Origin of the sequence: Paenibacillus sp. YYML68 (genome assembly GCF_027923405.1) — a bacterium.
In the GTDB taxonomy this organism is placed as follows: domain Bacteria; phylum Bacillota; class Bacilli; order Paenibacillales; family NBRC-103111; genus Paenibacillus_G.
This window is the reverse complement of sequence record NZ_BQYI01000001.1, coordinates 4,603,180-4,628,395: the sequence shown is the minus strand read 5'-3', so window position 1 is coordinate 4,628,395 and position 25,216 is coordinate 4,603,180. Positions and strand designations below refer to the sequence as shown.

The following is a 25,216-nucleotide window of genomic DNA, read 5'->3' as shown; positions in this document are numbered from 1 at the left end:
ATCTGTTATTCCAGGGGGAAGAGCTGCCCTCAATTTGTCTGCGCCAAATTCGAGGCTTGCCATAACAGATCCGAGAGGACTCGGAATCTGTTATTTCAGGGGAGGTCTATTCCATAGATGGAGCCCATATATTCTATTAAACCAAGTCTCGTAGAATGTATGGAGGGATTGCGAATGAAGCGTGGATGGCCGGCACGATTCAGCAGCATGTTCAGTAGAGTGGTAGTGGTAGCGATGGTGATGGTAATGGCTCTAGTTGGATGGGGGTCAGGTAGCGGGGGTGCTGAAGCGAAGTCTACTACAGAGGCTGGGCATGGGGAGCAGGCGCTGCAGGAGGCGTACGCGGCCTTGTCTGCAGGGAAGCGGGTGGAGACGGAGAGGTCGTATCGGACACCGGAGAAGCCGACTGTATACTTGACGTTCGACGATGGGCCGAGCGAGCTGACGCCGAAGGTGCTGGACGTGCTGAAGGAGCACGGTGTTCCGGCTACGTTCTTCGTTGTAGGCGCACAGGTGGAGGCAAGGCCCGAGGTGCTGAAGCGAATCGTGAAGGAAGGCCACGCGGTCGGCAATCATTCATATAATCATTCGTATAAAGAGCTGTATTCGAGCTTCGAGGGCTATTGGAGCCAGCTGAAGCGGACCGAGGAGGTGCTGCTGCGCACGGCTGGTGTGCGGACATCCATTGCGAGGGCGCCGGGCGGGACGTTCTCGAATTTCGACCATTACTACTTCTATTATTTGCAGGAAGCGGGCTATCACGTGTATGACTGGTCGATCGACAGTGGGGATTCGAGGCGGGTCGGGGTGCCGGCGGCGGAAATTGTGGCGAACGTGCAGAAGGGTCCTTTTCGCCATGAGGTCAACGTGCTGATGCATGATGGAGCGGGGCATGGGGAGACGCTGAAGGCGCTGCCGGACATCATCCGGACGTTCCGGGATCAAGGCTACACGTTCGCTGCAATGGATGAGCAGGTGAAGCCAGATCGGTTCTCGGTCGTCAAGTCGTCGAGATGGCCTAGACATACGACGCTGGAGACGTTCAAGACGACGACAGAAGACATGAGGGAGCACTTGGCCGCACGCTTGAAGGAAGCAGCGCCATTAGATAAGGGACGAGCTGCAGAGGGGTTAGCTGGAAGGCTGAAGTCGGCCGACGGCGATGTACTTGAGGGCGGCGCGAGGGCAACGGCTGGATCGGCTGGAGCCGTTCAGTCAGGTGGACCCGTGGATTCGGCTGGATTAGCTGGATTAGCGGTATCAGCTGGATTTACAGGCTCGGGTGGTGCTGCTGAAGAAGCCGCAGGGGCAGTCACGGAGGATTCGGCTTTTTCGACGGTTACAGCTATGGATACGATTCGGCTTCAGCAGGTGATGCTGCGGATTGGCAATCGACTTACCGAGCTGGAGGCGTCTGAGCTGCTGCTGCGCGAGCACCGGCTGATCGTTCCGCTGCGCGCGCTTGCGGAGGCGCTGGGTGCTAAGGTAGAGTGGTCGGAATCGTCGCGTACGGCAGCGATCGAATACGGCACGCACCGGGCGGAATATGATCTCTCGCGCCTCCAGCTACGCAGCTATGAGCAGGTGCGCATCGGGATGACCGACATCTACCGATCGATGCAGGTGACCTCGCTGCCCGAGCTGGAGCTGCGGGATGGGAGTCTGTACGTGCCGATGCGTGCTGCGCTGCAGCAGCTCGGTGTGAAGGTGCTGGCCTATGAAGCCGCCTCGGAGCGTGCTGCCGTTGTTCAAGCGGGAAGGCCGCAACGAATGGGAATGCTCGTCCCTAGCGTGCCTATGATACTAGCAGGGTATCTTCCTGTGCCTGAAGTCTAAAATCTCTTAATCTCGGCGATACTGGATTTATAGCATGTACACAGACTGCATACAGACTGCGAATCTATGAATCGGGCTATTAGCCGAATATTAGGAGGTTCTTATATGGCATCATCCTCATCCTTGTCAGATTCGTACCAAGCGACGCTCGAGCGTATTGTGTTTCAGGTGGAAAAGGTGATGGTCGGCAAGCGGCCGATCATCGAGAAGCTGCTGGTCGCTCTATTGGCGGGCGGTCATGTGTTGCTGGAGGACGTTCCGGGCGTCGGCAAAACGATGCTCATCCGCGCCCTGTCGCGCACGATCGACTGCGGCTTCAAGCGCATTCAATGTACGCCGGATTTGCTGCCGTCTGATTTGAGCGGGGTGTCGGTGTACAACCAGCGGACGATGGAGTTCGAATTTCGTCGAGGGCCGCTGTTCTCGTCCATTGTGCTTGCTGATGAGCTGAACCGGACGTCGGCACGGACGCAGGCGGCGCTGCTGGAGGCGATGGAGGAGAAGCGGGTGACGGTGGACGGGGAGACGTATGCGCTGCCTGAGCCGTTTTTTATACTCGCTACGCAAAATCCGATCGACTTCGAGGGCACCTACACATTGCCGGAGGCACAGCTCGATCGGTTCTTGCTGAAGCTGAGGCTCGGCTACCCGGAGCCGCGTGAGGAGGTCGAGATGCTCGGCCGGATGGAGCAGGAGTCGCCGCTGTCGCACATTCGCGCCGTTGTGCTGCAGGAGGAATTCGCCCGTCTCCAGAAGGAGGCGCGGGCGGTGCATGTGGACGAGACGATCAAGCAATATATTGTGCAGCTGACGACATCGACGAGACAGCATGCGGATGTCGTGCTAGGGGCAAGTCCGCGCGCGTCGATCGCGCTCATGCGGGCGGCTCAGGCTGAGGCGTTCCGCTGCGGCCGCGGCTATGTGATCCCCGACGATGTGAAGTCGCTGTGCGTGCCAGTGCTCGCTCATCGGCTGCTGCTGCAGCCGTCTGCGATGATGGGCGGACGCGGGGCTGAGTCGATCGTGTCGTCGATTGTAGCTGCGATGCCGGTTCCCGTGCGCCGTCATGCGGCTGGCTAGCGGGGTGACTTATGGGCGCTATTGCAATGCTGGTTGTATTCGCTTCGCTTAGCGGAGTGTGGGCGTGGACGATGGGCGGACGGGCGGCGTCGTATTTGCTCGGATTGTTGATGGCCTTGCTTGTGTACGGGATCTGGGTCTGGCTGGCGTTCCGCTATGGGCGATGGTCATGGGTACAATCGCACGGTGTGGTGGATAGTGTGACCGGGGAGCAGTCTCTGGAGCGTGCTGTACCGCTTGCCGTTCGCGGACGTCTGCAGCGTCAAGGTCGATTGCGCCATCATCGAAGCGCGTATGGTCGTCGTGACGGGCTGCGACGGCTAGCCTCTGCTGCGGATCGGAAGGAAGCGGCTGGAGGTGAGCGCGGGGCGTCGGAGGCTGCTATGCCTGATGGGCTCGGCTTCGCTTCGGCGGCAGACGCGTTACATGTGTACGATCAGTCCTTGTATAGAACGTATGTTCTAAAAACGCAGCTTCCCTTCGGTGTCTGGGTGCGTCTTGAGGAGCATTGGGTGCATGTGGGAAGCGGGGACGTCGTTACGCTTCGCGCGTACGGCGCGGTCGGCTTCGACGGAAGCGCGGTGCTGAGCGGACGACTAAGTGGACTCGTCCGCGGCACGTATGTGCCGGCCGAGCGGCTCGTGTCGGCCGGCGATGCCTTCGGGCTGCTGCGCGTGACGCGGCGCAGCGGGATGGATGGGCAGCAGCTGTGCGTGCTGCCCCGCATCGGGCCAGCGGCGGCGGTGCTGCACGCTGCCGAGCAGATGCCGCGGCGGGGGATGCGCCCGCCCGCGCAGGATGGCGTGCCGGAGCTTGCCGGCACGCGGCCTTATGCGCCAGGGGATCCGCTTCGCCGGATCCATTGGCGCAGCAGTGCGCGCACGGGCGAGCTGCGCGCGAAGGAGCTGGAGCTGCCGCGGGCCGAAGGCCGGCAGCTCATCGTGCTGGACGCGGCCGGAGGCGGCGCCAGCGCAGGGGCCGCCCGGTGGGCGGACCCTGCGCTGGCGGCTGCGGTGGAGGCCGCGGCGGGGCTTGCGCTGCGCGCGCTGGCGCAGGGCGCGCGGGTGCGCGTGGCCGCAAGCGACGGCCACGCGGTGGAGGCGCACGGCCGCACAGCCGTGCGCGAGCTGCTGGCGGCGCTCGCAGCTGTGCCTCGGGGCGACTGTCGCCCCGAGGCACTGGCGGAGCTGGCGCTGCGCGAAGCCCGCGGCAGCGCCGTCACGGTGGTGACGGCGCGGGCGGACCAAGCGCTCGGCGCCGCGATTCGGCGGCTGCCGCGAGGTGCCGTGCACGTGGTGTACGTGCACGGGCCTTGGAGCCGCGCCGGGGCAGCGGCGGCGGCAACGGCTTGGCAGCGCGAGCTGGAGGCGCTCGGCTGCAAGGTCACTTCGACAGCGGCAGAGCCCGCTGTCTCAGCGGCTGCGGCGATCGCCGCAGCCCGTCACGGCGGCGGAAGGCCAGCCGCCGCCCCGCCTGCGCATGCCACGGCAACAGCTTCGGCACCGTTCGCCTCGACTGCGCACGGCGCCGCGATGCCGTCCGACGTCACGTCTATGCGCAGTGCCGGATTAGGGGCAAGCGCCACACCTGTACGCGTGGACAGGAGCCAGTCCGATGTCCCTCCCTTACGCGACAACGATGAGGCAGCAAGTGGCTCACCTACAGGCTGGGCCAACATCTGGTCCGATACATCGCCTGCGCACGGCGCCGATCCACGCGCTCACCACACCCCACCCGCACGAGGAGGTGAGCGTCATGGCCTCTAACGCGAACAACATACAGACGCCACATTCTCACGCCGCAGCTGCCCGCATTACGGGTGCCGGACAAGGCCACCGACTGCGCAGAGGTGAGGATCTGCTGCTCAGTGCGCTGCTGCTTCTGTTGCTGCTGGAGTGGCTGTACCCGCTCAGCAGGCTGGCGGAAATTACGGAGCTACATTTCTTATGGCCATTCGTTGCGACGTTCTCGCTCTTCGTGCTGCTCGATGCGTTCCGCCTCAGTCCGTGGCTGACGTGGCCCGTGAAGATCGTATGGTCAATCTTCTTCACCGTCTGGCTTCATCATGGACAAGCGTTGCCGTCTGCAGCAGGCTGGGGGCGCTGGGGACAGCAGCTGCAGCGTGATGTGCTGGAGGGGCTGCAGGGGAACTTGGCGGCATGGGAGCCTTCGACCCGGACGCTCCTGTTCACGATCGGCTGGGCGTTCTTCATCTCGGTCGTGCAGTCGCTCGTTCTCGACCGTCGCTCGATGCACTGGCTGATCGCGCTGACGGTGTCGTTCCCGATTTTCCTGCAAATGGCGTTCGGCCTCGATGCGCTCGGCGCTGTCGCAAGGTCCACGATCATCGGTCTCCTGCTTCAGCTCGCGCTGCAGCCGGAGAGGCTGAGACGGTGGCAGGATGAGGCCGAAGCTCTCCCATCGGACGATGAGCCATCTGCTCTCGAGTCTACTGGTAGCCCGCGGCCTCGCCACATCTGGCTGTCCGGTCTGTTGACGATTGGCCTTGGCGCTGCTGCAGGGCTAGCCGCTTCCTTCTGGCAGCCGCACGGTGCGGAGCAGCCGGATTGGGCGCGTGCAGCGAGGCTATGGCAGCATGTCGAGCAGTCCGGCTGGTCGATGTCGGGCTCGGCGCGTACCGGCTACGGCTCGGACGACCGGGCGCTCGGTCAGCCGCTGGAGGCGGATGGACGGATCGCTTTTACCGCGGTGACCGATGAAGTGGCGTATTGGCGCGGCGAGTCCAAGAGTGTCTACACCGGTCAAGGCTGGACCGAGCCGGAGATCGAGCTGCAGCGTGCAAGTCTGCCTGCCGCTTCATCGGCTGTGCAGTCGAAGCCGGGCTTCTCACTCGTGACACAAGATGTGATCGTGGCCGACCCAGCGCTTGGTCGCATGCTGTTCACTGGCGGTGAGCTGGTTCGGATCGAGGTGATGCAGACGCAGCAGGGCCGCGACATTCCAGACAACTGGGTATGGAAGCATCCGGCCTCGGACCGCTACTCGCTGCCTGCGCTGAGCGAGCCGCTGCAGCGGTACCGCATTCAGGCACAGGTCATGACCGACCGCGAACGTCTCGCGCTACAATGGGCTTCAAGAGCAGACGTCCCGGCGTCTATTCAGAGCAAGTATGTACAGCTTCCAGACACGGTGACGACGCGTACGCAGCAGCTGGCCGATCGGATTACGGCGCACGCTTCTTCTCCGTATGAGAAGGCGACTGCGATCGAGCGCTACCTGCGCGAGAGCTATACGTACAGCACGAAGGATACGCGAGCCGTCCGCAGCGGTGAAGACCTCGTAGACCGATTCCTATTCGAGCAACAAAGCGGCTACTGCGACCATTTCTCCACCACGATGACGGTGCTGCTGCGCTCGGCGGGAGTGCCCGCCCGCTGGGTCAAAGGCTTCGCGCCCGGCGAAGTGGTGACGAGCGAGCAGGTAGACGGACGCACGGTGTACCAGGTGCAGGTGCGGCAGCTCGACGCTCACTCTTGGGTCGAGGCGTACATCGCGGGGATCGGCTGGGTGCCGTTCGAGCCGACGCCGGGGTTCTCAGGCGCAGCGGGCAGCTCCTCGGAGGCTGCGGTGACAGCCGCATCGACGGCTCCAGCTGCTCGAGCCTCCGCCACCGAAGCTGATCAGCCGTTCCGCATTGCATCGGCGCTGCATGAGGCGCAGCGGCTCGCAGAGCGGGTCTCGCGCTCGGCATCGTCTGCAGTCGCTGAACTCTGGAGCGCCATGCCGCAAAATTGGCAAGAGCTGAAGGAGCTGCTGTACGCGAGGCGCGTCCTCGTATTTGCCGTACTGGGCGTCCTGCTGCTCGTGCTCGTCTCGCTGTTCGCGCTGCTGCTTGCGAAGGCTCGCATGTACGAGCTGCAGGGGGCAGGAACAAGCAGACCGACCGAGAGCGAGGCTCCTTCCTGGTGGAGCCAGCTCATGCTGTCTGGCGGCGGTCTCTTGAATGGTCTGCGCCGACTGACAGCGCACCGCCACGGCGATCGTCTGTGGCGCCGTCTGCAGCGCACGTACGGCCCGGCTGCGCCGAACCAGACGCTGCGGGAGTACGCGAGCGCCATCGAGTGCCGCAGCGAGTCGCATCGCATTGCGCTGACGAAGGTCGCCCTGCTGCTGGAGGCGCAGCGCTACGGTGATCCGTACGAGGAGCGCGGCGTGACGATTGACGCCCTCCGCGATGCCTGGCAGGCGCTCCGTGCGGCGAGTCGCAGCAGCTGAGTTCTACCCTCCACCATGAGCGATGTGACGGCTAACGCTCGGCCACCCGCCTGACTCGACCCTTGGACGTACGGAATGGCATCATTCCTTGCGTCCTTTTCGCTTTTTCCGTGAGGGGGACAGGGGAGATTTCCTCCTATTCCGACATCTTCCGCATTGGGCATTGCCCTTTAGCAGACAGAGGTCTATAATAGGTGTCATTGAAAAAACGAACGCACTATGCAGGGGGATCGAAACAACCATGGACAAGCCGAATGAAATTATTGTCGTGCTCGACTTCGGCGGGCAATACAACCAGCTAATCGCACGTCGTATCCGCGATCTTGGCGTATACAGTGAGCTGCTGCCGTACAACACATCTGTTGAAAAAATTAAAGCGCTCCAGCCGAAGGGCATCATCTTCTCGGGCGGCCCAGCCAGCGTATATGGCGAGAGCTCGCCGCTCGTAGATCCAGGCGTGTACGAGCTTGGGGTGCCGATCTTCGGCATCTGCTACGGTATGCAAATGATGGCGCACCAGCTTCAGGGCAAGGTCGAACGCGCCTCGAAGCGCGAGTATGGCAAGGCAGAGGTCGACTTCGCGGACAGCTGTAGTCTGGTGCACGGCCTCGAGAAGCGTCAGACGGTATGGATGAGCCACAGCGACCTCGTCGTGGAGACGCCAGAGGGCTTCGTCGTTGATGCGAGCACGGAGCATGCGCCTGTTGCGGCGATGAGCCACCCGGAGAAGCGGATGTTCGCGGTGCAGTTCCATCCAGAGGTGCGTCACTCTGTGTATGGCAATGAGATGATCCGTAACTTCCTCTATAACGTGTGCGGCTGCGAGGGCAACTGGAGCATGACGACGTTCATCGAGGACACCGTTCGCGAAATTCGCGAAGAAGTCGGCGACCAGAAGGTGCTGTGCGCACTGAGCGGCGGCGTCGATTCGTCTGTTGTGGCGATGCTCATTCACCGCGCGATCGGCGACCAGCTGACATGTATGTTCATCGACCACGGCCTGCTGCGTAAGGACGAGGCGGAGAGCGTTATGGAGACGTTCGTCGGCAAGTTCGATATGAAGGTTGTTAAGATTGATGCACGCGACCGCTTCCTCGGCAAGCTGCAGGGCGTCGACGATCCAGAGCAGAAGCGTAAAATTATCGGCAACGAGTTCGTCCGCGTCTTCGAGGAGGAGTCCGCCAAGTTCGACGACTTCGCCTTCCTCGCCCAAGGCACGCTCTACACCGACATCGTCGAGAGCGGCACGGCGACGGCGCAGACGATCAAGTCGCACCATAACGTCGGCGGTCTGCCGGAGGATATGAAGTTCAAGCTCGTCGAGCCGCTGAAGGCGCTGTTCAAGGACGAGGTGCGCAAGGTAGGCGAGGAGTGCGGCTTGCCAGCGGCTATCGTATGGCGTCAGCCGTTCCCAGGTCCGGGTCTTGCGATCCGCGTGCTCGGCGAAGTAACGGAGGAGAAGCTGACGATCGTGCGCGAGTCCGATGCAATCCTGCGTGACGAGATCGCGAAGGCTGGCCTCGACCGCGAGATCTGGCAATACTTCACGGCGCTGCCGAACATGAAGAGCGTCGGCGTCATGGGCGACGCGCGTACGTACTCGTACACCGTCGGCATCCGCGCCGTCACGTCCATCGACGGCATGACCGCCGACTGGGCGCGTATCCCGTGGGACGTGCTGGAGAAGATCTCCGTGCGTATCGTCAACGAAGTCGACAACGTCAACCGGATCGTGTACGACATTACGTCCAAGCCACCGGCGACGATTGAGTGGGAATAGGAATATAACAGAAAGGACTCCTATACAAGGAGTCCTTTTTAAATGCAATTGTTAAACATATCTTCAACCCGACGTGCCCTCCTGCTTCACCTTAGCTATCTCCATATGCATATGAATAGTCTCCATAATGGTGTATAGATCATGATGACCAAAGTTTGGATATCGACGCTCCTCCGTTACCCCGGCAGGCTTATGATGCATATGATCGGGCTCGGTCACCGTCTGCTGCTTCCTTTGCTCATGGGGCTCATTGTGCCACTTCCACATGTGGCCGCGCTTGTATTCCCAATCATATTGATATTTTTTCTTCCTGCCTGTTCTGGCATCGATGAGTTCGAACACAGTCATATAAGTGCCGTCAACGAACTTGATCGTCTTGCGGGAGAATGCTCCTTTACTCGGCTCTTCACCGAAGAATCCATCCTCAATAGATTCAATGAGGTCTGGGAAGGATCGCTTGAGGAACTCGAAATTCGTTCCATACAGGTCATGATTACTTCGCTTCATTCATTTCCCACAGCTCATCGAGCAGCGCAAGCCAGATGGAAGCATCGCGTTCCTCTTCGGCGGTACGATCTGGCTTCGTACTTAACGTCATCTCATATGTGCCGCCATGCTTCTTCATCAATCGCGAGATTTCATCCAACACAGCATCACGATGGTCGGTGTAGCTTGGGTCTATCTGCTGCTCCTGCTGTTGTCGTTCGTACATCTGGACGACTTCTTGGAGCGGTATGAATTCCCCGGTGCGCATAGCAAAGGCGATCGTCTCAGGTATACGGTTATGTCGATTCTTGCCTTCACGCGTATATCCGAGAAACCGTCCTTCGTCAATCCACTTATGAATCGCTTGAACAGACACACCGAATAGGCGTGCCAGTTCACCAGTGGAATACGTTCGCACAGGCTGCGCTTGATTCAACGCCTCTGCCATCACACGAATGATGGCCTGAAGATCGTTACGCTGAGGGGCTTGCTTGCGCGGGTTCGTTACAACAATATAATCGTGAAGCATATTACGAAGGGCTTGGTAAAATTCAGGGTCCGTTTGCCGAATTGTACGATCCAGCACCTGCTCGGTCTTCTCGACAACAAGCTCACGTTCTTGCTTGGTAGACATGAACATCACCTCTTGCCCCCATTGTAGCAAAGTTAAACTGAAACTTCAACCGAAGTTAAACCCATACTTAAACTATATTATGTTCAGTAGTTCCCTAACATAACTGAACACATTCCCTCATCCCACCGATGTCCCTAGTCCACCAAGAATAATCCCCCCACCCCAGCCACATACTACCTAAGAATGGATGTTCCACACAGCTTCCCGCACAGATTTTCACAGCCTTACATAGCGCACAATTCCCGAACAATCAACCGCAAACGTTGTCGAATTGTGTGTATTTTTTATTGACACTTGGAAGAATCGGAACTAGAATGAACTAGACAATAGCATGGAATAAACGTTTCGTATAATCCCGGGAATCGGCTCGGGAGTTTCTACGAGGTCACCGTAAATGATCTGGCTACGAACAAGAATGCATCGTTTCTCGCCTTGGGCGCGGAACGCTTTTTCTTGTAAGCCCGGACCGATCAGGTTGCCGGGTTTTCGTGTTTGTTCCGAAACAAACTTCGTTAAGAGGGGGATTTTGGAGGAATGGATCGTTTGTTTAAATTAAAGGAGCATGGGACGACTGTCCGCACGGAGATCATGGCCGGTATTACGACGTTCATGACGATGGCGTACATATTGGCGGTCAACCCGAACATTCTCAGCGCCTTCGGCTCGGGGGCAACCGGGATGGACTGGACGGCGGTGTTCCTCGCGACGGCGATCGCCGCGGGTGTAATCACGATTATGATGGGCTTGTTCGTTAATTTTCCAGTAGCGCTCGCTCCCGGTATGGGACTGAACGCGTACTTCGCAACAGTGATACTCGCCTCTGGCGGCAGCTTCACATACCAGATGGCACTGACCGCTGTCTTCATCTCCGGTCTGATCTTCGTCCTGCTGACGGTGACCCGGGTGCGTCAGACGCTGCTCGTCGCGGTGCCGGACAGTCTGAAGCATGCGATTACGGTCGGTATCGGCTTGTTCATTACTATTATTGGCTTGAAAAATAGCGGCCTCCTGACCGTATCCGTAGAGACGATCAGCGACGTGCCGAAGGGCAAGTACACGGATCTGCTGTCGTTCGAGACGATCTTCCATATGGGCAGTATGCACAATGTGAACGTGCAGCTGTGCTTGCTCGGTCTGCTGTTCATCACCGTGTTCATGGTGCTGAAGGTGCGCGGCGCGATTCTGTTCGGCATTCTGCTGACGACCGTTGCCGGCCTGTTCATGAGCAACCCGGACGGTACGCCTGTTGTGAATCTGGCTTCGCTCGGCAGTGAGCAGACGAGCTGGGTGCCGGATCTGAGCAAGCTTGCGTTCGCGCACTTCGACTTCGCCGGCATTCTGAATGCGGGCATCATTACGGTCATTCTGACGTTCACGTTCGTAGAGCTGTTCGATACGTTCGGCACGCTCGTCGGTACGGCGAACCGGACAGGCATCATGAAGAACAAGGAAGAGGGCAACAAGAAGGTCGGCAAGGCGATGATGGTCGACGCGATCGGTGTCAGCGGCGGTGCGCTCGTCGGAACGAGCACCGTGACGGCCTACATCGAGAGCTCCGCAGGTATTGCGGAGGGTGGACGTACGGGTCTGACGGCAGTCACGACGGGCGTCTGCTTCCTGCTGGCGCTGTTCCTCGCGCCAGTCGTTGCGCTTATTCCAGGTCCGGCAACTGCGGCGGCGCTGATCGTCGTCGGCGTGCTGATGATGCAGTCCGTTCGCGAGATCGACTTCCAGGACCTCGTATACGGCATTCCGGCGTTCTTCACGGTGGCGATGATGCCGTTCACGTACAACATTGCGAACGGTATTTCGTTCGGTATCGTCAGCTACGTCGTGCTCGCCGCGGTGGCGAACATGAAGGAGAAGGGTAAGTACAAGGTGCATCCACTCATGTGGGTGCTGGCGGTGCTCATTGTGCTGCGATACATCTTTATTACCGAGTAGCAGGCTGCTTGGCAGCTTCAGGCTCCGTCGACCGTTCGTGGTTGGCGGAGTTTTTTTGCATAATCGGAGCAAAAAGTGCGGCTCATCGGGACTTGCGGCGAACACGGAACCTTCTCATGCCAGCAGGGACGCCCCTCACCTCCAGGGCGCCGCTGTAGATCATCTCTCGAAGCCGGTATTCGAGGTAATCAACGGGGATCGGCTGCTCGCTATGCCCCATGACCTCGCCGATCAGACGGGCTGCCATCAGGAAACGGTCATCGCCGGGCGGCCTCAGGTCGTCGAGCTTCGTTAGCACGTAGTCGTCATAATAGTCGGCGTCGACCTCGACGATCGCATCCTGCTGCCAGATGCGCAATGTGCCGCCTTGTCGCCTTAGCTCCTGCCACTCCTGTACGAGCTGCTCTATGGAAGCGGCGCTCTGCTTAGGCTTGCTGTTGCTGTCCACGACCTGTACAAGGGCCCCCTGCAGCTTGTCGGGAGGAATCTCGCCGGAATGCCTGTAATGGATAAAGGCGTCCCTACGGTTGAACAGCTCCTCGCACATCGCGCACGCGTCGTGGATGGATACGCTGGATTCTTGGCTATAGCTGCTGAGCAAGTACAGTGCATGCCGCATACCGAGCTGCTCCTGCGCATTGCCGCACGTCCACAGCACCACCTCTGCCTCCTTCGGGATACGCTTCAGCTTGTCCAGCAGCTCCTGATGCCAGCCTTCGAGCTCAGGAGGAGTCCCGTATTCCTCGGCATAATGGTCCAGGAACCAGCGGCTCCGCTCCTGACGTCCTTCCGGTGAATCGAGGCCGGAGAGCGGACCGAGCTCGTAATGGTCGCGGAGCGTGATGACCTTATGGGTATGGGTCCAGTCGAGCGATTGAAGCGCTTGCTTCATCCCGCCTGCGAATGAGTCTCCCGTTACGATATGGACATGGGTGCAGGAGGGAACAGGATCCCACCATGCTCTCCGAGTGGGCAGCTTCTCCAGCATGTCGTACAGCTCGATGAGGCCGGTTAGCGCGTCTTCCGTCTGCTCGGTCTTCAGCTGCTTCACCTTCGTCAGAACGAAGCTCAGGTAGGCTTTCTGCTCCTCCTCGTTCAGCTGCTCGACCATGCCTTTAATGGCAAGTAGATCGTCTGCATGCATAGCGCTTCACCTCGGTAATTACATTTATTCCCATTATACCATGCGATCCTTGATGATACTAGGTAGACTGCAGTATACACAAGCTGTAGACTTTACCATAACGGTGCTCGTTCATACAAGTCAGACCTGTCACAAGAGCGCACACAATGACAGGCTCGTATAGCCTTACAGTGATACGATATTTGATGAGAGGAGCTTATGCGAATGGAATGGCTGAACCGGATGATGTCGGCGCTCGACTTGATGGAAGCGAGGATGGAGGAGCCGCTAGATGTCGCGGAGCTTGCGAGAGCGGCGCACTCCTCGACGTATCACTTTCAGCGTATGTTTTATATGCTGACGGGGATGACTGTCGCGGAGTATGTGCGTAAACGACGGCTGACCTTGGCGGCGCAGGAGCTCGCGTTGTCCGGTCCGAAGGTGATTGATGTCGCGCTGAAGTACGGCTACGATTCGCCGGAGTCCTTCTCCAAGGCGTTCCGCAAGCTGCACGGCATATCCCCTTCGGAGGCGCGTCATGCCGGCGTTCAGCTGAAGGCCTTCCCTCGCATTTCGTTCCACCTATCACTGAAGGGAGACAAGGAAATGGACTACCGTATTGTGCAAAGAGAGGCTTTTACCGTCATAGGGAAATCGATTCAAACTTCATCTGTGGATGGCGAGAATTCGAGGGCGATCCCGAAGTTCTGGCAAGATAGTCTTGCGGATGGGACGGTCGGGAGCCTTGTAGCCGCAGGGAAATCCGGGGATACACTCGGAATCTGCTACGATATGAAGCCGGATGGCGAAGGCTTCAAGTATGCGATTGCGGTCGAGACGGATACAGCAGCGTCAGACAGTGAATTCGATCTGATCCAGATTCCAGCAGCGACATGGGCTGTATTCACGTCCGTCGGTCCGATGCCTGGAGCGATCCAGGAGCTGTGGAGACGCGTCTTCCAGGAGTGGTTCCCTACGACGGGCTATGAGCATGCCGAGGGACCGGATTTCGAGCTGTACCCGCCAGGAGATGCGAGGGCCGACGATTACCGCTGTGAGGTATGGATTCCGATTGTGAAAAAATAACCCGAAGCTCTTAATGGTTACGAAGTGCTGCTGCGGTGCTTGCGTGAAGGGTGAACATCAGATACAAGCGCATGCTGCGCTACTCAAGAGGCTGTGGACATAGTTGTCCACAGCCTCTGTGTATAATGTGGATAACGCTCGTAAACCGCGCCGTTGAGCCATTTTGCAAGAGTAGTTGTTCGACCGGCGGTCGAATAACTTTTTCACAGCTGATCTGTGGATAATGTGCATAACTTTGTGGATGGCCTTGTAGATGCCGATTTTTCTAAGGGAAGCGACAATTTTCTCTGGGGATAACATTGTGGATATTGAGAGGGCGTACTCGGCTTATGCACAACAAGTCAGTGAAGCCTCAACAGTGCTAAACGAAGGCCACGCCTGCATTTTTCGCGGTGAGCAAACTGTTATCCACGGCCTTGTACAAGGACTTTAGGCCTGTGGATGATTCATTTTTTGCCGAAATACGGTATCGTCGAATTGATGCGCGATTTGTCAGGACGACGAAGATCGGATCAATGAACAGCGGACGTTCGACATTGCGCAGCGATATGCGGACAAACGGTGACAAAAGGCTCGGTTAGAGCGCATAACATGCATATTTTTATTATCCACAGGCAGGCTGCTGTTTATACGTTTATACACAAATGGAGGTCAGGGGAGCAAGAAGTTATCCACGTGATGAGCGTCAAGGTCTATCCTTCAAGGTAGTGGTGCTGCCTTGTTGCTGAACGAGTCGTTTACGCGCGGAAATGTGGAGAAGTGAGCGGAGGATACGATGTGGCAATACAAAAAGCCATGCCCAAGAGCATGGCTCCGCGGCATGGCTATAGGCGATCGGTCCGACTTCTAGTGCTGCGGCTGTGGAGGTCCGAACGTGTCGAGCACATCATGCCCGATCAGCCAATCGAGCTGCCGAAGCTGGAGCTCCGACGGCACCGTGCGTAACACCGCGTTGCGCACGGCAATAGCAAGCGGGTGCTTCAGCTGGACGAGGCGTCCCATGCGTCGTGACGCATGAACAATGCGCGTGGTGCGCGGGATGCGGATGCGCTCGTATTCGCGAAAGGCTGCGGTGGGCTGTGTCCCTGCGCCGTGCCGATCGAGGCAATGCGTCAGCACGAGCGCGTCCTCCAGCGCTTGTGCTCCGCCTTGACCGAGATTGGGCAGCATCGGATGCGCGGCATCGCCGAGCAAGGTGATGCGGCATTCGCTCCAGCGGTGAAGCGGATCCCGGTCGTAGATGTCGTGAACGAGCACCTCGTCCTCGTCGGTCGCATGGATGACGCTGGCTACGTCGGGCAGCCAACCTTCGACCTCACGAAGGGCTGCTTGCTTGCGCTGTCCCTTGGAGATCGGTTGTCCTTCTGCTCCACTAATGGCGAGAAACCAAAATAGGTTGTCTCTATCGATCGGGGTGACGCCGAAGCGGACGCCAGGCCCCCAAATCTCGAAGCCTTCGGCAAGCTCGGAGCTTCGACGTGCTGCGGGGTACGTGCATATGCCGCGCAGCGCGGTGAATCCGGCATACCGCAGCGGTGAGCTGCCGAACAGCGTCTCGCGAACGAGCGAATGAATGCCGTCCGCGCCGATCAGTGCGTCAGCTATGATCGGCTGTTCTCTTCCTTCTATATATAGAGTGACGCGGCCGGGTGTCTGCAGGAATCGCGTCAGCCGCTTACCGTATTGAACCGTACCTGGAATTAGCAGCGAATGAAGCGCCGCATGCAGACGCGCGCGGTGAATCATCCAGCTCTCGGAGCCGAATCGAAGTGCTTGCGCCTCGACCGGCAGCTGCGTAATGCTTCTGCCGCTCGGGGTGAGGATCATACCTTGCTTCACGGGGGAGCCGACGCGCCGAACAGCCTCGGCTGCTCCGAGCGCCTCTAGCGCCTTCATTGCATTGGCGGCTAGAACGATGCCGGCTCCGGCTTCACGGCGCTCGGGCTGCTGCTCGTAGACGACGGCCTCCCAGCCGCGCTGCTGAAGCGCGAGGGCGGCGGCGAGTCCGCCTATTCCGGCTCCTGCGATCACAAACTTAGGCATAGCAGCCGCCTCCTCCTTGAATCACTTAGCCTCTTTATTCCGCTAGCTGCTCCCACTGCTCGTAGCAATCGGCAAGCGCCGAACGCTTCGCCTCGACCTGCTCATTCTTCTCCTGCACGAGAACGTAGTCGTTGTACACCTCAGGCAGCGCGAGCTCCTGCTCAAGCGTGGCGATCTCGTCCTCGAGCTCGGCAATCTGCTGCTCGAGCTGCTCGAGCTTGCGCTGACGGCTGCGCTCCTCGCGCTTCGCCTGCTTGCTCGCTTCATAGCTTCCGCCAGTAAGCGCTGCATTATCCGCTGGCGCGCCTCCACTGGCGGCGCCAGCTGCGCCTTTAGCGCCAGTCGCGCCTGCTCCTGCCGCTGCACCTCCGCGCTTCGCGGCTTCGTCGGCGAGCCGTTGCTGCTCGATCTCGGCGAGCTCGGCTTTTTTCTCGATATAATCGTCGTAGTTGCCCAGATAGTCAGTGATGCCCTGCTGGGACATCTCCAGCATCCGCTCGGCCATCTTGTTGAGGAAGTAGCGGTCGTGCGAGATGAACAGTAGCGTGCCCTCGTAATCGATCAGTGCGGACTCCAGCACTTCCTTGGAATATAGGTCGAGATGGTTCGTCGGCTCGTCCAGGATGAGGACGTTCGCCTTCTGCAGCATCAGCTTGGCGAGGGCGACCCTTGCCTTTTCACCACCGCTGAGCGCGGAGATCTTCTTGAACACGTCCTCGCCGCTGAACAGGAAGCTGCCGAGCACGGTCCGGATGCGCGCTTCCTCCAGATGGGGGAACGCATTCCACACCTCCTCCAGCACGGAGTGGATCGGATTGAGCCCGGTCTGCTCCTGATCGTAGTAGCCGATCCGCACATTCGCTCCCCACAGGTACGTGCCGGTATCCGGCTGATGGTGCCCGATCAGCGTCTTCAGCAGCGTCGTCTTGCCGATGCCGTTCGGTCCGATCAGGGCGGCCGTATCGCCGCGGCGAAGCTGGAAGGTCAAGCTGCGGGCAAGCGGCTTCGTCCCATCGTAGGAAATGGACAAGCCACGAACGTCCAGTACCTCGCGGCCGCTCGTCGCCTCCACCTCGAAGGAGAAGCTTGCGCGCTTCAGCTCACCGAGCGGCTTGTCGAGGCGGTCCATCTTCTCCAGCGCCTTGCGGCGGCTCTGGGCACGCTTTGTCGTCGAGGCTCGCGTGATGTTACGCTGAATGAACTCCTCCATCTTAGATATCTCTTCCTGCTGCTTCTCGTAGTGCTTGAGCTGTGATTCGTAGTCGGCCTGCTTCAGCTCCACATACCGCGAGTAGTTGCCGGTATACCGCTTGGACGCGTGCCGCTCGATCTCGTAGATCGCGTCAACGAGCGCATCGAGGAAGTAGCGGTCATGCGAGACGACGAGGATCGCGCCCGGATATGAGCGCAGATATTGCTCAAGCCACGTGAGCGTCGCGATGTCGAGATGGTTCGTCGGCTCGTCGAGCAGCAGCAGGTCAGGCGCCTCGAGCAGCATCTTCGCGAGCGCGAGCCGCGTCTTCTGCCCGCCGCTGAGCGCCTGCACCGGCGTTGCCGGGTCCATCTGGCCGAAGCCCATGCCGTTCAGTATGCCGCGTACCTTCGCCTCGACCTCATAGCCGCCCGCCGCGCGAAACCGTTCCGACAGCTCCGCGTAGCGCCGCATCGTGTCCTCCGTTTTTTTGTCATCAGCGAGCACGTCAGGGTCCGACATTAGGGCTTCGAGCCTTCGCAGCTCACTCTCGGTCTCCAGCACGGAGGTGAATACGCTGAGCAGCTCGGCCCAGATCGAGCGATCGGAATGGAGCCCGCTGTTCTGGCGCAAGTATCCGATCTTCGTCTCCTTCGACTTGTAGATCGTGCCTTCGTCGTACGAGAGTTCTCCCGCAATAATTTGCAGCAGTGTCGACTTCCCGGCGCCATTGACGCCGACGAGACCGATTCGCTCGCGCGCTTCAATTTGTAATGTAATATTCGAAAGCACAGATGTGACTCCGTAGCTCTTGGATATGCCTGATACTTGTAGCAGCATAGCACTATGACCTCCCGCTCATGTACAGCGTCATAGCTGTACAGATTACCTATATAAATGAAGATTGTGCTGTAAGTTTAGCATAATCGACGATTTTTTTCGATTTCAAGAGGAGTACGTCTTCGTGTTGCGCTTTTTTTTATCACATATTTATTGTAAACTGTTGAAAATGGGAGTTTATTTGCAAAACGGAACTTGTTCCCTGCGCTAGAGTAACTTCATCGACTGGTGAAAAGAGGCCGTTTACATGAATATTAAAGAGAAGAAAATCGAGCTGCGCCGACAGGCCGAGGCGGTTCGCTCTGCGATTACCGAGGAGGAGCGCCTGCGCAAGTCGGAGATCATCAGCGAGAAGCTGCTGAAGCGGCTGGAGAAGCTGCTGAAGCCTGATCCGACCGTTAGACGGAAGCCGACGTTGTTCACATACATGCCTGTGAAGACAGAGGTGGACGTGACGCCTGTGCTGGAGGCTTGCTGGAAGCGTCCGTGGCGGGTCGTCGTGCCGAAGGTAATCCCTGCTTACAAGCAGATGAAATTATATGAAATCAAGTCTTATGTCGATCTGGAGCGTGGCAATTGGGGCATTCGGGAGCCGGTGGCGAAGGCGCCGCAGCTGTTCGATATTCGGCAAATTGATGTCGTGATCGTGCCGGGTCTGGCGTTCGACCTGAGGATGGGGCGTCTTGGCTACGGCGGCGGCTTCTACGACCGCTTCATGCAGCAATATGTGCGGACAGGCTTGCCGAAGCCGTACATTATTGCCGCAGCGTTCGAGGAGCAGCTCGTGGACGAGGTGCCGATGGGCTTGTTCGATTTCCGGATCAATGAGCTGGTGACCGAGGAGAGATGCTTGACGGAAGGGGGAGCAGTCTGTCGTGAGTGAGCGTGACGAAGGTGGAGCGTTAGGCGGAGGATCTCCGCTGACGCATTTTGACGAGCAGGGGCGGGCAAGGATGGTGGACATCTCTGACAAGTCGGAGACGGTCCGCACGGCAACGGCCCGAACGACGGTCGTGATGAAGCCGGAGACGCTGCAGCTCATTAAGCAGGGGCGCATCGGCAAGGGTGATGTGCTGGCGGTGTCGCAGGTCGCGGCGATTATGGCGGCGAAGAAGACGTCGGACTGGATACCGATGTGCCATCCGCTCTCGCTAACTGGGGTGGACGTCGACTTCAGCGACAACGGGCAGGACGAGCTGTATATTGAAGCGACGGTTCGGACGAAGGGGAAGACCGGCGTCGAGATGGAGGCGCTGACGGCCGTATCGGCGGCGGCGTTGACCGTGTACGACATGTGTAAGGCGGCGGAGAAATCGATGGTGATCGGTCCTACGCTGCTGGTGAGCAAGTCCGGTGGGAAGAACGGGGATTATCGGCTGGCAGAGGAGTAGCGAAGCTGATGCGTGATCGAGGGCGTGGCTGCTTGTGGGGCTCATTATGCGCTGGATGAACATGCTTGAAGCTAGTAAGGCTTGAGAACTTGAGGCTTGAAACGCTTGGAACGTTTGAAATGTTTGGAACGCAGCATTTCGGGGAGGAGCAGGAGCATGCGCTGGAAAGTGGCGATCTTGACAGCAAGCGATCGCGGTTCCCGCGGGGAACGCGAGGATACGAGTGCACAGGTCATTCGTGAATTGATCGAGGAAGAGATGAACGGCCAAATTATCGAGTACCGAATCGTGCCGGATGAGCAGGATGAGATTATGGCGGCGCTGATCGAGATGACCGACTACTTCAAGGCGGATCTGATCGTAACGACAGGTGGGACGGGCCTTGCGCCTAGAGATGTGACGCCGGAGGCTACGCTCGCGGTCATTGAGCGTCAGGTGCCCGGTCTTGCCGAGGCGATGCGCATGTATTCGATGCAGAAGACGAGACGGGCGATGCTCTCCAGAGCGGTGTGCGGTATACGGGGTAGGTCGCTGATCGTGAATTTGCCGGGCAGTCCGAAGGGTGTGTCCGAGAATCTGTACGCCATCATCGATCAGCTGCCTCATGCGCTCGGCATTCTGAGCGGCCGTGAGGGGGAGCATTCCGATGAAGCTTAACCCGATGCTGGAGGAGGTCGCGGTCGAGCAGGCGGTCGGCATGGTGCTTGGACACGATCTGACGCAAATTGTGCCGGGGCAATTCAAGGGTCGGCTGTTCAAAAAAGGACATGTCATCCGTGAGGAGGACATCCCGGCGCTGCTGAGCATCGGCAAGGAGCACATCTACACGATTCGGCTCGAGCCGGGCTACCTGCACGAGGACGAGGCGGCTGCACGTCTTGCCCGGGCTGCTGCAGGGGCTAATGTAGAATGGACGGAGCCGCATGAAGGTAAGATTACGCTGAAGTCTGCCATTCACGGGCTCGCTCTGATCGATAAAGCGCGAGTGGATGCGGTGAATGCGCTTGACCAGATCATTATGTCGACGATTCGCAGCGGCACGGTCGTGAAGCCCGGACAACCGCTGATGGGCACGCGCGTCATTCCTCTCTTGATCGAGGAGGCGCGAGTGGCGGAGGCGGAGCGTCTGGCATTGACTCGCTCTGGGGGCGTTGGTTCGGACGAAGCTGTTAAGACGGATGGCATTGGGGATGGTACGGTTTCACATGCGTCCCGTGCTGTCGTGTCCGTGAAGCCGTTCCGGCCGCTGCGCGCCGGGCTCATTACGACCGGCAGCGAGGTGTTCAAGGGCCGCATCACGGACAAATTCGGTCCGGTCGTGAAGGAGAAGCTCGCGGCGCTCGGCTCCGAGGTGATCGAGCAGCGGCTCGCACCGGATGACAGCGAGACGATCGTACAGGACATTCGGCGGTTCCGCTACGAGCTGGGCGCAGACTTGATTCTGCTCACAGGAGGCATGTCCGTCGACCCGGACGATCGGACGCCGGGCGCGATCAAGCAGGCGGGCACCGATATCGTCAGCTATGGCACACCGATGCTGCCGGGCTCGATGCTGCTGATCGGCTATCTGGAAGGTGTGCCGATTATGGGGCTGCCGGGGTGCGTGATGCATGATCCGTATACCTCGTTTGATGTGCTGCTGCCTTACATTTGCGCTGGAGAGCGTATTACTCGTCAGCACATTACGGAGCTAGGCTATGGCGGTCTGCAAGGCTGCTGAAGGATGCATGACATGTATAGGTAAGTGTACGGTATAGCAAGCTTGACGCTTGGTGCGTTCAGCTTGACGTGTACGAGCTGTGCGAGTTCGGTACAAAGGAGGGTTGTCGATGTTTGGAAATTTAGGGATGTCCGAAGTGATACTGATCATCGTCATCGCGCTCATCATATTCGGCCCCAAGAAGCTGCCTGAGCTCGGGCGTGCACTCGGACGGACGATCCGCGAGTTCAAGCAGGCGTCCAGCAATTTGCTGAGCGATGTCCATGATGCCGAGTCTTCGGGACGTAAGGATGTGACGCCGAAGCCGGATTCGGTGCAGGGTGGACAGCAAGAGGCTGCTCCGGCTCCGACGGTTGCATCGGCACATCCATCTGCGGGAGCGGGGGCAGATGGGGAAGCTGCTCAGTCGTCGGCGACTGGACCACAGCCACAGCAAGCGCCTCAAGCGCCCGCTGCTTCGAATCGGAGCCAAGATCCGCGCAGGCTGCCGGATTAATGAGGGCGATTGCCGGGAGCTAACGACAGACAAGAGTCCGATCGCTCAGGATAATGGGAGTATGGTAGGCAAGGCTGATCGGTATGCATTAGTCATACCTGATCGGCTGCTAATCTAGAAAGCAGGGTGAATCGCAATGTCTCAGGACGATGGCATGAGCTTAGTCGATCATTTATCAGAGCTGCGCAAGCGCATCATATGGACGATCATCGTGCTGGTGCTCGGGATGGTGATCGGTGTCTTTTTTGCCAATCCAATCATTACGTATCTGAAATCAATTCCGCCTGCTAACGGGATGGAATGGAACGCGTTCTCGCCTTGGGACCCGCTCAAGATGTACATGAACTTCGCGCTTGTGATTGGGCTGCTCATTACGCTTCCGTTCACGCTGTACCAGGTCTGGGCATTCCTCAAGCCAGGTCTGCGGGAGATTGAGCAGCGGGCCGCACTGATGTATGTGCCGTTCGCGTTTATTATGTTTCTGGCCGGATTGTTCTTCGGTTATTATGTGGTGTTCACCATGGCCTTCCTGTTCACGACGGGCATTGCCCAGAGCATGCAGCTCAGCGAAACGTATGGCATCGCGCAATATTTCGGCTTCATGTTCAGCATTATTATTCCGATTGCCTTAGTGTTCGAGCTGCCGATTGTCGTCATGTTCCTGACGAAGATTCGTATTCTCAATCCGGCCGTGCTCCGTAAGGTGCGCAAGCTGGCGTATATGGGGCTCGTCGTCGTGTCGACGCTCATTACTCCACCAGATGCGATCTCGGCGATTATTGTTGCCATTCCGATGATATTGCTCTACGAATTCAGCATTTATTTGTCTAATCTTGTTTATCGGAAGCAGCAGCTTCAGGATGCGCAGTGGGAGAAGGAGCAAGCTGAGGAGAAGGAATAGGGAGAGAAGCCTGCCGGATGGCAGGTTTTTTTCTACTGATGGGGTAAGGGAGCGAGCAGGAAGCGTCTCATAATTTGTATATTTTAACAGCGGCGAGGAGACAATGGTGAAGGTGCAAAAAAGTCGCGAAACTACTTGCAAATTTTATGCGAAGTGAGTATTATAAGAATTGTTGTTAGCACTATAGACATTCGAGTGCTAATAGTAAACGAAGTAAACCAAATTTAAAGGAGGCAATTTTCTCATGATCAAACCGTTGGGTGATCGCGTAGTAATCGAAGCCATCGCGAAGGAGGAGACGACCGCAAGCGGAATCGTTCTGCCAGACACAGCGAAGGAAAAGCCGCAAGAAGGCAAAGTCGTTGCAGTCGGCAGCGGTACACTCAAGGACGGCGTACGCATTGCGCTCGAGCTGAAGGAAGGCGACCGTGTTATTTTCTCCAAGTACGCGGGTACTGAAGTGAAGTTCGAAGGCCGTGAGCTGTTGATTATGCGTGAAAGCGACGTTCTGGCTGTTCTTGGCTAAGAGCCGCAGCGCTTCCCTATATACTTAAGCAACAAGCAAGTCTATACGTAGAAGACAAAGTGACGTTACCTATATAAATATCAGAAATTGGGAGGGTATATTCCATGGCTAAAGAAATTAAGTTCAGTGAAGAAGCTCGCCGCTCGATGCTTCGCGGTGTGGACGCTTTGGCGAATGCTGTGAAAGTAACGCTCGGTCCTAAAGGCCGCAACGTGGTACTCGAGAAGAAGTTCGGCAGCCCGCTCATCACGAATGACGGCGTAACCATCGCGAAGGAAATCGAGCTTGAGGATGCATTCGAGAACATGGGCGCACAGCTCGTGAAGGAAGTTGCAACGAAGACGAACGACATCGCAGGTGACGGTACGACGACTGCTACTGTTCTGGCTCAAGCGATGATTCGCGAAGGTCTGAAGAACGTAACAGCTGGCGCGAACCCAATGGTCATCCGTAAAGGGATCGACAAGGCGGTTAAGGCGGCTGTAGCTGAGCTGGCAAGCATCGCGAAGCCTATCGAAGGCAAGCAGTCGATCGCTCAAGTTGCTGCAATCTCCGCTGCTGACGATGAAGTCGGTCAGCTGATCGCAGAAGCGATGGAGAAGGTTGGCAAGGATGGCGTTATTACCGTTGAGGAGTCCAAGGGCTTCGCAACAGAGCTGGAGGTCGTGGAAGGTATGCAGTTCGACCGCGGCTACATCTCGCCATACATGATCACAGACACAGACAAGATGGAAGCGGTTCTGGAGAACCCTGTTATCTTGATCACAGATAAGAAGATTACGAACATTCAAGAGATTCTTCCCGTTCTCGAGAAGGTGGTTCAGTCCGGCAAGCAGCTGCTGATCATCGCTGAGGACGTAGAAGGCGAGGCGCTCGCGACTCTGGTCGTGAACAGACTTCGTGGAACATTCACTTGCGTAGCGGTGAAGGCTCCAGGCTTCGGCGACCGTCGTAAAGCTATGCTCGGCGACATCGCAGCGCTCACAGGCGGTCAAGTGATCACAGAAGAGCTCGGCCTTGAGCTGAAATCTACGACTCCAGACCAGCTTGGCTCCGCTCGTCAGATTCGCGTGACGAAGGAGAACACGATCATCGTGGACGGCGCTGGTGACAAGGCGGATATCGGTACTCGCGTATCCCAGATCCGCGCTCAGCTGGAAGAGACGACTTCCGAGTTCGACAAGGAGAAGCTCCAAGAGCGTCTCGCGAAGCTCGCTGGCGGCGTAGCCGTTGTGAAGGTCGGCGCTGCAACGGAGACGGAGCTGAAGGAGCGCAAGCTGCGCATCGAGGACGCGCTGAACGCAACTCGTGCAGCAGTAGAAGAAGGTATCGTAGCAGGCGGCGGTACGGCGCTCGTGAACGTATATGGCGCAGTTGCTGCTGTAGATGCAGAAGGCGACGAGAAGACAGGCGTGAACATCGTTCTGCGTGCACTCGAGGAGCCAGTTCGCACGATCGCAGCTAACGCAGGTCAAGAGGGCTCTGTTATCGTAGAGCGTCTGAAGAAAGAAGCAACAGGCGTAGGCTACAACGCAGCTTCCGGCGAGTGGGTGAACATGATCGAAGCGGGTATCGTTGACCCTGCGAAGGTGACACGCTCCGCGCTGCAAAACGCAGCATCCGTTGCGGCGATGTTCCTGACGACTGAAGCGGTTATCGCTGACAAGCCAGACAAGGATAAGCCAGGTATGCCGGATATGGGCGGCATGGGTGGAATGGGCGGCATGGGCGGATTCTAATCCGAGCCCTAGCGGTTCCGATCAATATGAGAACGACAGCTTCCTTAGGGGAGCTGTCGTTTTTTTATATTTGTTGCAGCTCAGTATCATATCTTTCTTCTAAGGGTATAAGAGCCTATGCTATAATGATGGGAAGTACAGGTGGACGGTCGGTCCGCCTAAG

20 protein-coding genes and 1 riboswitch are annotated in these 25,216 nt (G+C 58.2%); of the genes, 15 read left to right on the top strand and 5 right to left on the bottom strand.

What is annotated here, in order from left to right; all coding sequences use genetic code 11:
• Positions 1 to 174: 174 nt before the first annotated feature.
• The 5 genes from PAE68_RS20700 to guaA all read left to right on the top strand — a co-directional run bounded on the left by PAE68_RS20700 (position 175) and on the right by guaA (position 8,932).
• On the top strand, positions 175 to 1,836 hold the full coding sequence (locus PAE68_RS20700) for a polysaccharide deacetylase family protein (protein WP_281890126.1): 1,662 nt from the start codon (positions 175 to 177) through the stop codon (positions 1,834 to 1,836).
• 105 nt (positions 1,837 to 1,941) lie between these two features.
• A complete protein-coding gene (locus PAE68_RS20695; protein WP_281890124.1) occupies positions 1,942 to 2,916 on the top strand; it encodes an AAA family ATPase in 975 nt (324 codons plus the stop codon).
• An 11-nt stretch (positions 2,917 to 2,927) separates the two neighbouring features.
• The gene (locus tag PAE68_RS20690) at positions 2,928 to 4,682 is read left to right on the top strand and encodes a DUF58 domain-containing protein (protein ID WP_281890122.1); all 1,755 of its coding nucleotides are present in this window, start codon (positions 2,928 to 2,930) and stop codon (positions 4,680 to 4,682) included.
• A complete protein-coding gene (locus PAE68_RS20685; RefSeq protein ID WP_281890120.1) occupies positions 4,672 to 7,152 on the top strand; it encodes a DUF4129 domain-containing transglutaminase family protein in 2,481 nt (826 codons plus the stop codon). Before PAE68_RS20690 ends, PAE68_RS20685 begins: the two co-directional genes overlap by 11 nt.
• 241 nt (positions 7,153 to 7,393) lie before the next feature.
• The gene (guaA, locus tag PAE68_RS20680; protein WP_281890118.1) at positions 7,394 to 8,932 is read left to right on the top strand and encodes a glutamine-hydrolyzing GMP synthase; all 1,539 of its coding nucleotides are present in this window, start codon (positions 7,394 to 7,396) and stop codon (positions 8,930 to 8,932) included.
• 63 nt (positions 8,933 to 8,995) lie between these two features.
• Here the strand turns inward: guaA and PAE68_RS20675 are convergent, their stop codons facing one another.
• On the bottom strand, positions 8,996 to 9,439 hold the full coding sequence (locus tag PAE68_RS20675; RefSeq protein ID WP_281890117.1) for a toxin-antitoxin system TumE family protein: 444 nt from the start codon (positions 9,437 to 9,439) through the stop codon (positions 8,996 to 8,998).
• Complete coding sequence (locus tag PAE68_RS20670; protein ID WP_281890116.1) at positions 9,426 to 10,052, bottom strand: helix-turn-helix domain-containing protein; 627 nt, start codon at positions 10,050 to 10,052, stop codon at positions 9,426 to 9,428. The genes PAE68_RS20675 and PAE68_RS20670 overlap by 14 nt, the downstream gene beginning before the upstream one ends.
• A gap of 325 nt (positions 10,053 to 10,377) precedes the next feature.
• A riboswitch (purine riboswitch) is annotated at positions 10,378 to 10,478 on the top strand.
• Between the two features lie 108 nt (positions 10,479 to 10,586).
• Between PAE68_RS20670 and PAE68_RS20665 the strand changes: the two genes are divergently transcribed.
• Positions 10,587 to 11,996: an NCS2 family permease gene (locus PAE68_RS20665; protein WP_281890114.1), complete on the top strand. Its 1,410-nt coding sequence runs from the start codon at positions 10,587 to 10,589 to the stop codon at positions 11,994 to 11,996.
• A gap of 82 nt (positions 11,997 to 12,078) precedes the next feature.
• Here PAE68_RS20665 and PAE68_RS20660 read toward each other — a convergent pair whose 3' ends face one another.
• On the bottom strand, positions 12,079 to 13,140 hold the full coding sequence (locus tag PAE68_RS20660) for a DUF1835 domain-containing protein (RefSeq protein WP_281890112.1): 1,062 nt from the start codon (positions 13,138 to 13,140) through the stop codon (positions 12,079 to 12,081).
• Between the two features lie 204 nt (positions 13,141 to 13,344).
• Between PAE68_RS20660 and PAE68_RS20655 the strand changes: the two genes are divergently transcribed.
• Complete coding sequence (locus tag PAE68_RS20655) at positions 13,345 to 14,205, top strand: AraC family transcriptional regulator (protein WP_397379175.1); 861 nt, start codon at positions 13,345 to 13,347, stop codon at positions 14,203 to 14,205.
• 846 nt (positions 14,206 to 15,051) lie between these two features.
• Here PAE68_RS20655 and PAE68_RS20650 read toward each other — a convergent pair.
• Positions 15,052 to 16,248, bottom strand: coding sequence for an FAD-dependent monooxygenase (locus PAE68_RS20650; protein ID WP_281890107.1), 1,197 nt, complete (start codon positions 16,246 to 16,248; stop codon positions 15,052 to 15,054).
• 34 nt (positions 16,249 to 16,282) lie between these two features.
• Positions 16,283 to 18,280 (bottom strand): ABC-F family ATP-binding cassette domain-containing protein, encoded by a 1,998-nt coding sequence (locus PAE68_RS20645; RefSeq protein WP_281890105.1) that lies wholly within the window; start codon positions 18,278 to 18,280, stop codon positions 16,283 to 16,285.
• 247 nt (positions 18,281 to 18,527) lie between these two features.
• On the opposite strand from PAE68_RS20645, the gene PAE68_RS20640 reads away from it, so the two are divergent.
• From PAE68_RS20640 to groL, 8 genes are all read left to right on the top strand, one after another.
• Entirely contained in the window at positions 18,528 to 19,163 is a 636-nt protein-coding gene (locus tag PAE68_RS20640; protein ID WP_281890103.1) for a 5-formyltetrahydrofolate cyclo-ligase, read from the top strand.
• Entirely contained in the window at positions 19,156 to 19,671 is a 516-nt protein-coding gene (moaC, locus tag PAE68_RS20635; RefSeq protein ID WP_281890101.1) for a cyclic pyranopterin monophosphate synthase MoaC, read from the top strand. Before PAE68_RS20640 ends, moaC begins: the two co-directional genes overlap by 8 nt.
• A 156-nt stretch (positions 19,672 to 19,827) precedes the next feature.
• Entirely contained in the window at positions 19,828 to 20,328 is a 501-nt protein-coding gene (locus PAE68_RS20630) for a MogA/MoaB family molybdenum cofactor biosynthesis protein (RefSeq protein WP_281890099.1), read from the top strand.
• The gene (locus PAE68_RS20625) at positions 20,318 to 21,391 is read left to right on the top strand and encodes a molybdopterin-binding protein (protein WP_281890098.1); all 1,074 of its coding nucleotides are present in this window, start codon (positions 20,318 to 20,320) and stop codon (positions 21,389 to 21,391) included. Before PAE68_RS20630 ends, PAE68_RS20625 begins: the two co-directional genes overlap by 11 nt.
• A 109-nt stretch (positions 21,392 to 21,500) precedes the next feature.
• Positions 21,501 to 21,887, top strand: coding sequence for a twin-arginine translocase TatA/TatE family subunit (gene tatA, locus PAE68_RS20620; RefSeq protein ID WP_281890096.1), 387 nt, complete (start codon positions 21,501 to 21,503; stop codon positions 21,885 to 21,887).
• A gap of 136 nt (positions 21,888 to 22,023) precedes the next feature.
• Positions 22,024 to 22,788 (top strand): twin-arginine translocase subunit TatC, encoded by a 765-nt coding sequence (tatC, locus tag PAE68_RS20615; RefSeq protein WP_281890094.1) that lies wholly within the window; start codon positions 22,024 to 22,026, stop codon positions 22,786 to 22,788.
• A gap of 244 nt (positions 22,789 to 23,032) precedes the next feature.
• Positions 23,033 to 23,314 carry a co-chaperone GroES gene (gene groES / locus PAE68_RS20610; RefSeq protein ID WP_281890091.1) on the top strand — a complete coding sequence of 94 codons (282 nt, stop codon included), beginning with the start codon at positions 23,033 to 23,035 and terminating at the stop codon, positions 23,312 to 23,314.
• Between the two features lie 104 nt (positions 23,315 to 23,418).
• Complete coding sequence (gene groL, locus PAE68_RS20605) at positions 23,419 to 25,053, top strand: chaperonin GroEL (protein ID WP_281890089.1); 1,635 nt, start codon at positions 23,419 to 23,421, stop codon at positions 25,051 to 25,053.
• Positions 25,054 to 25,216: the final 163 nt, after the last annotated feature.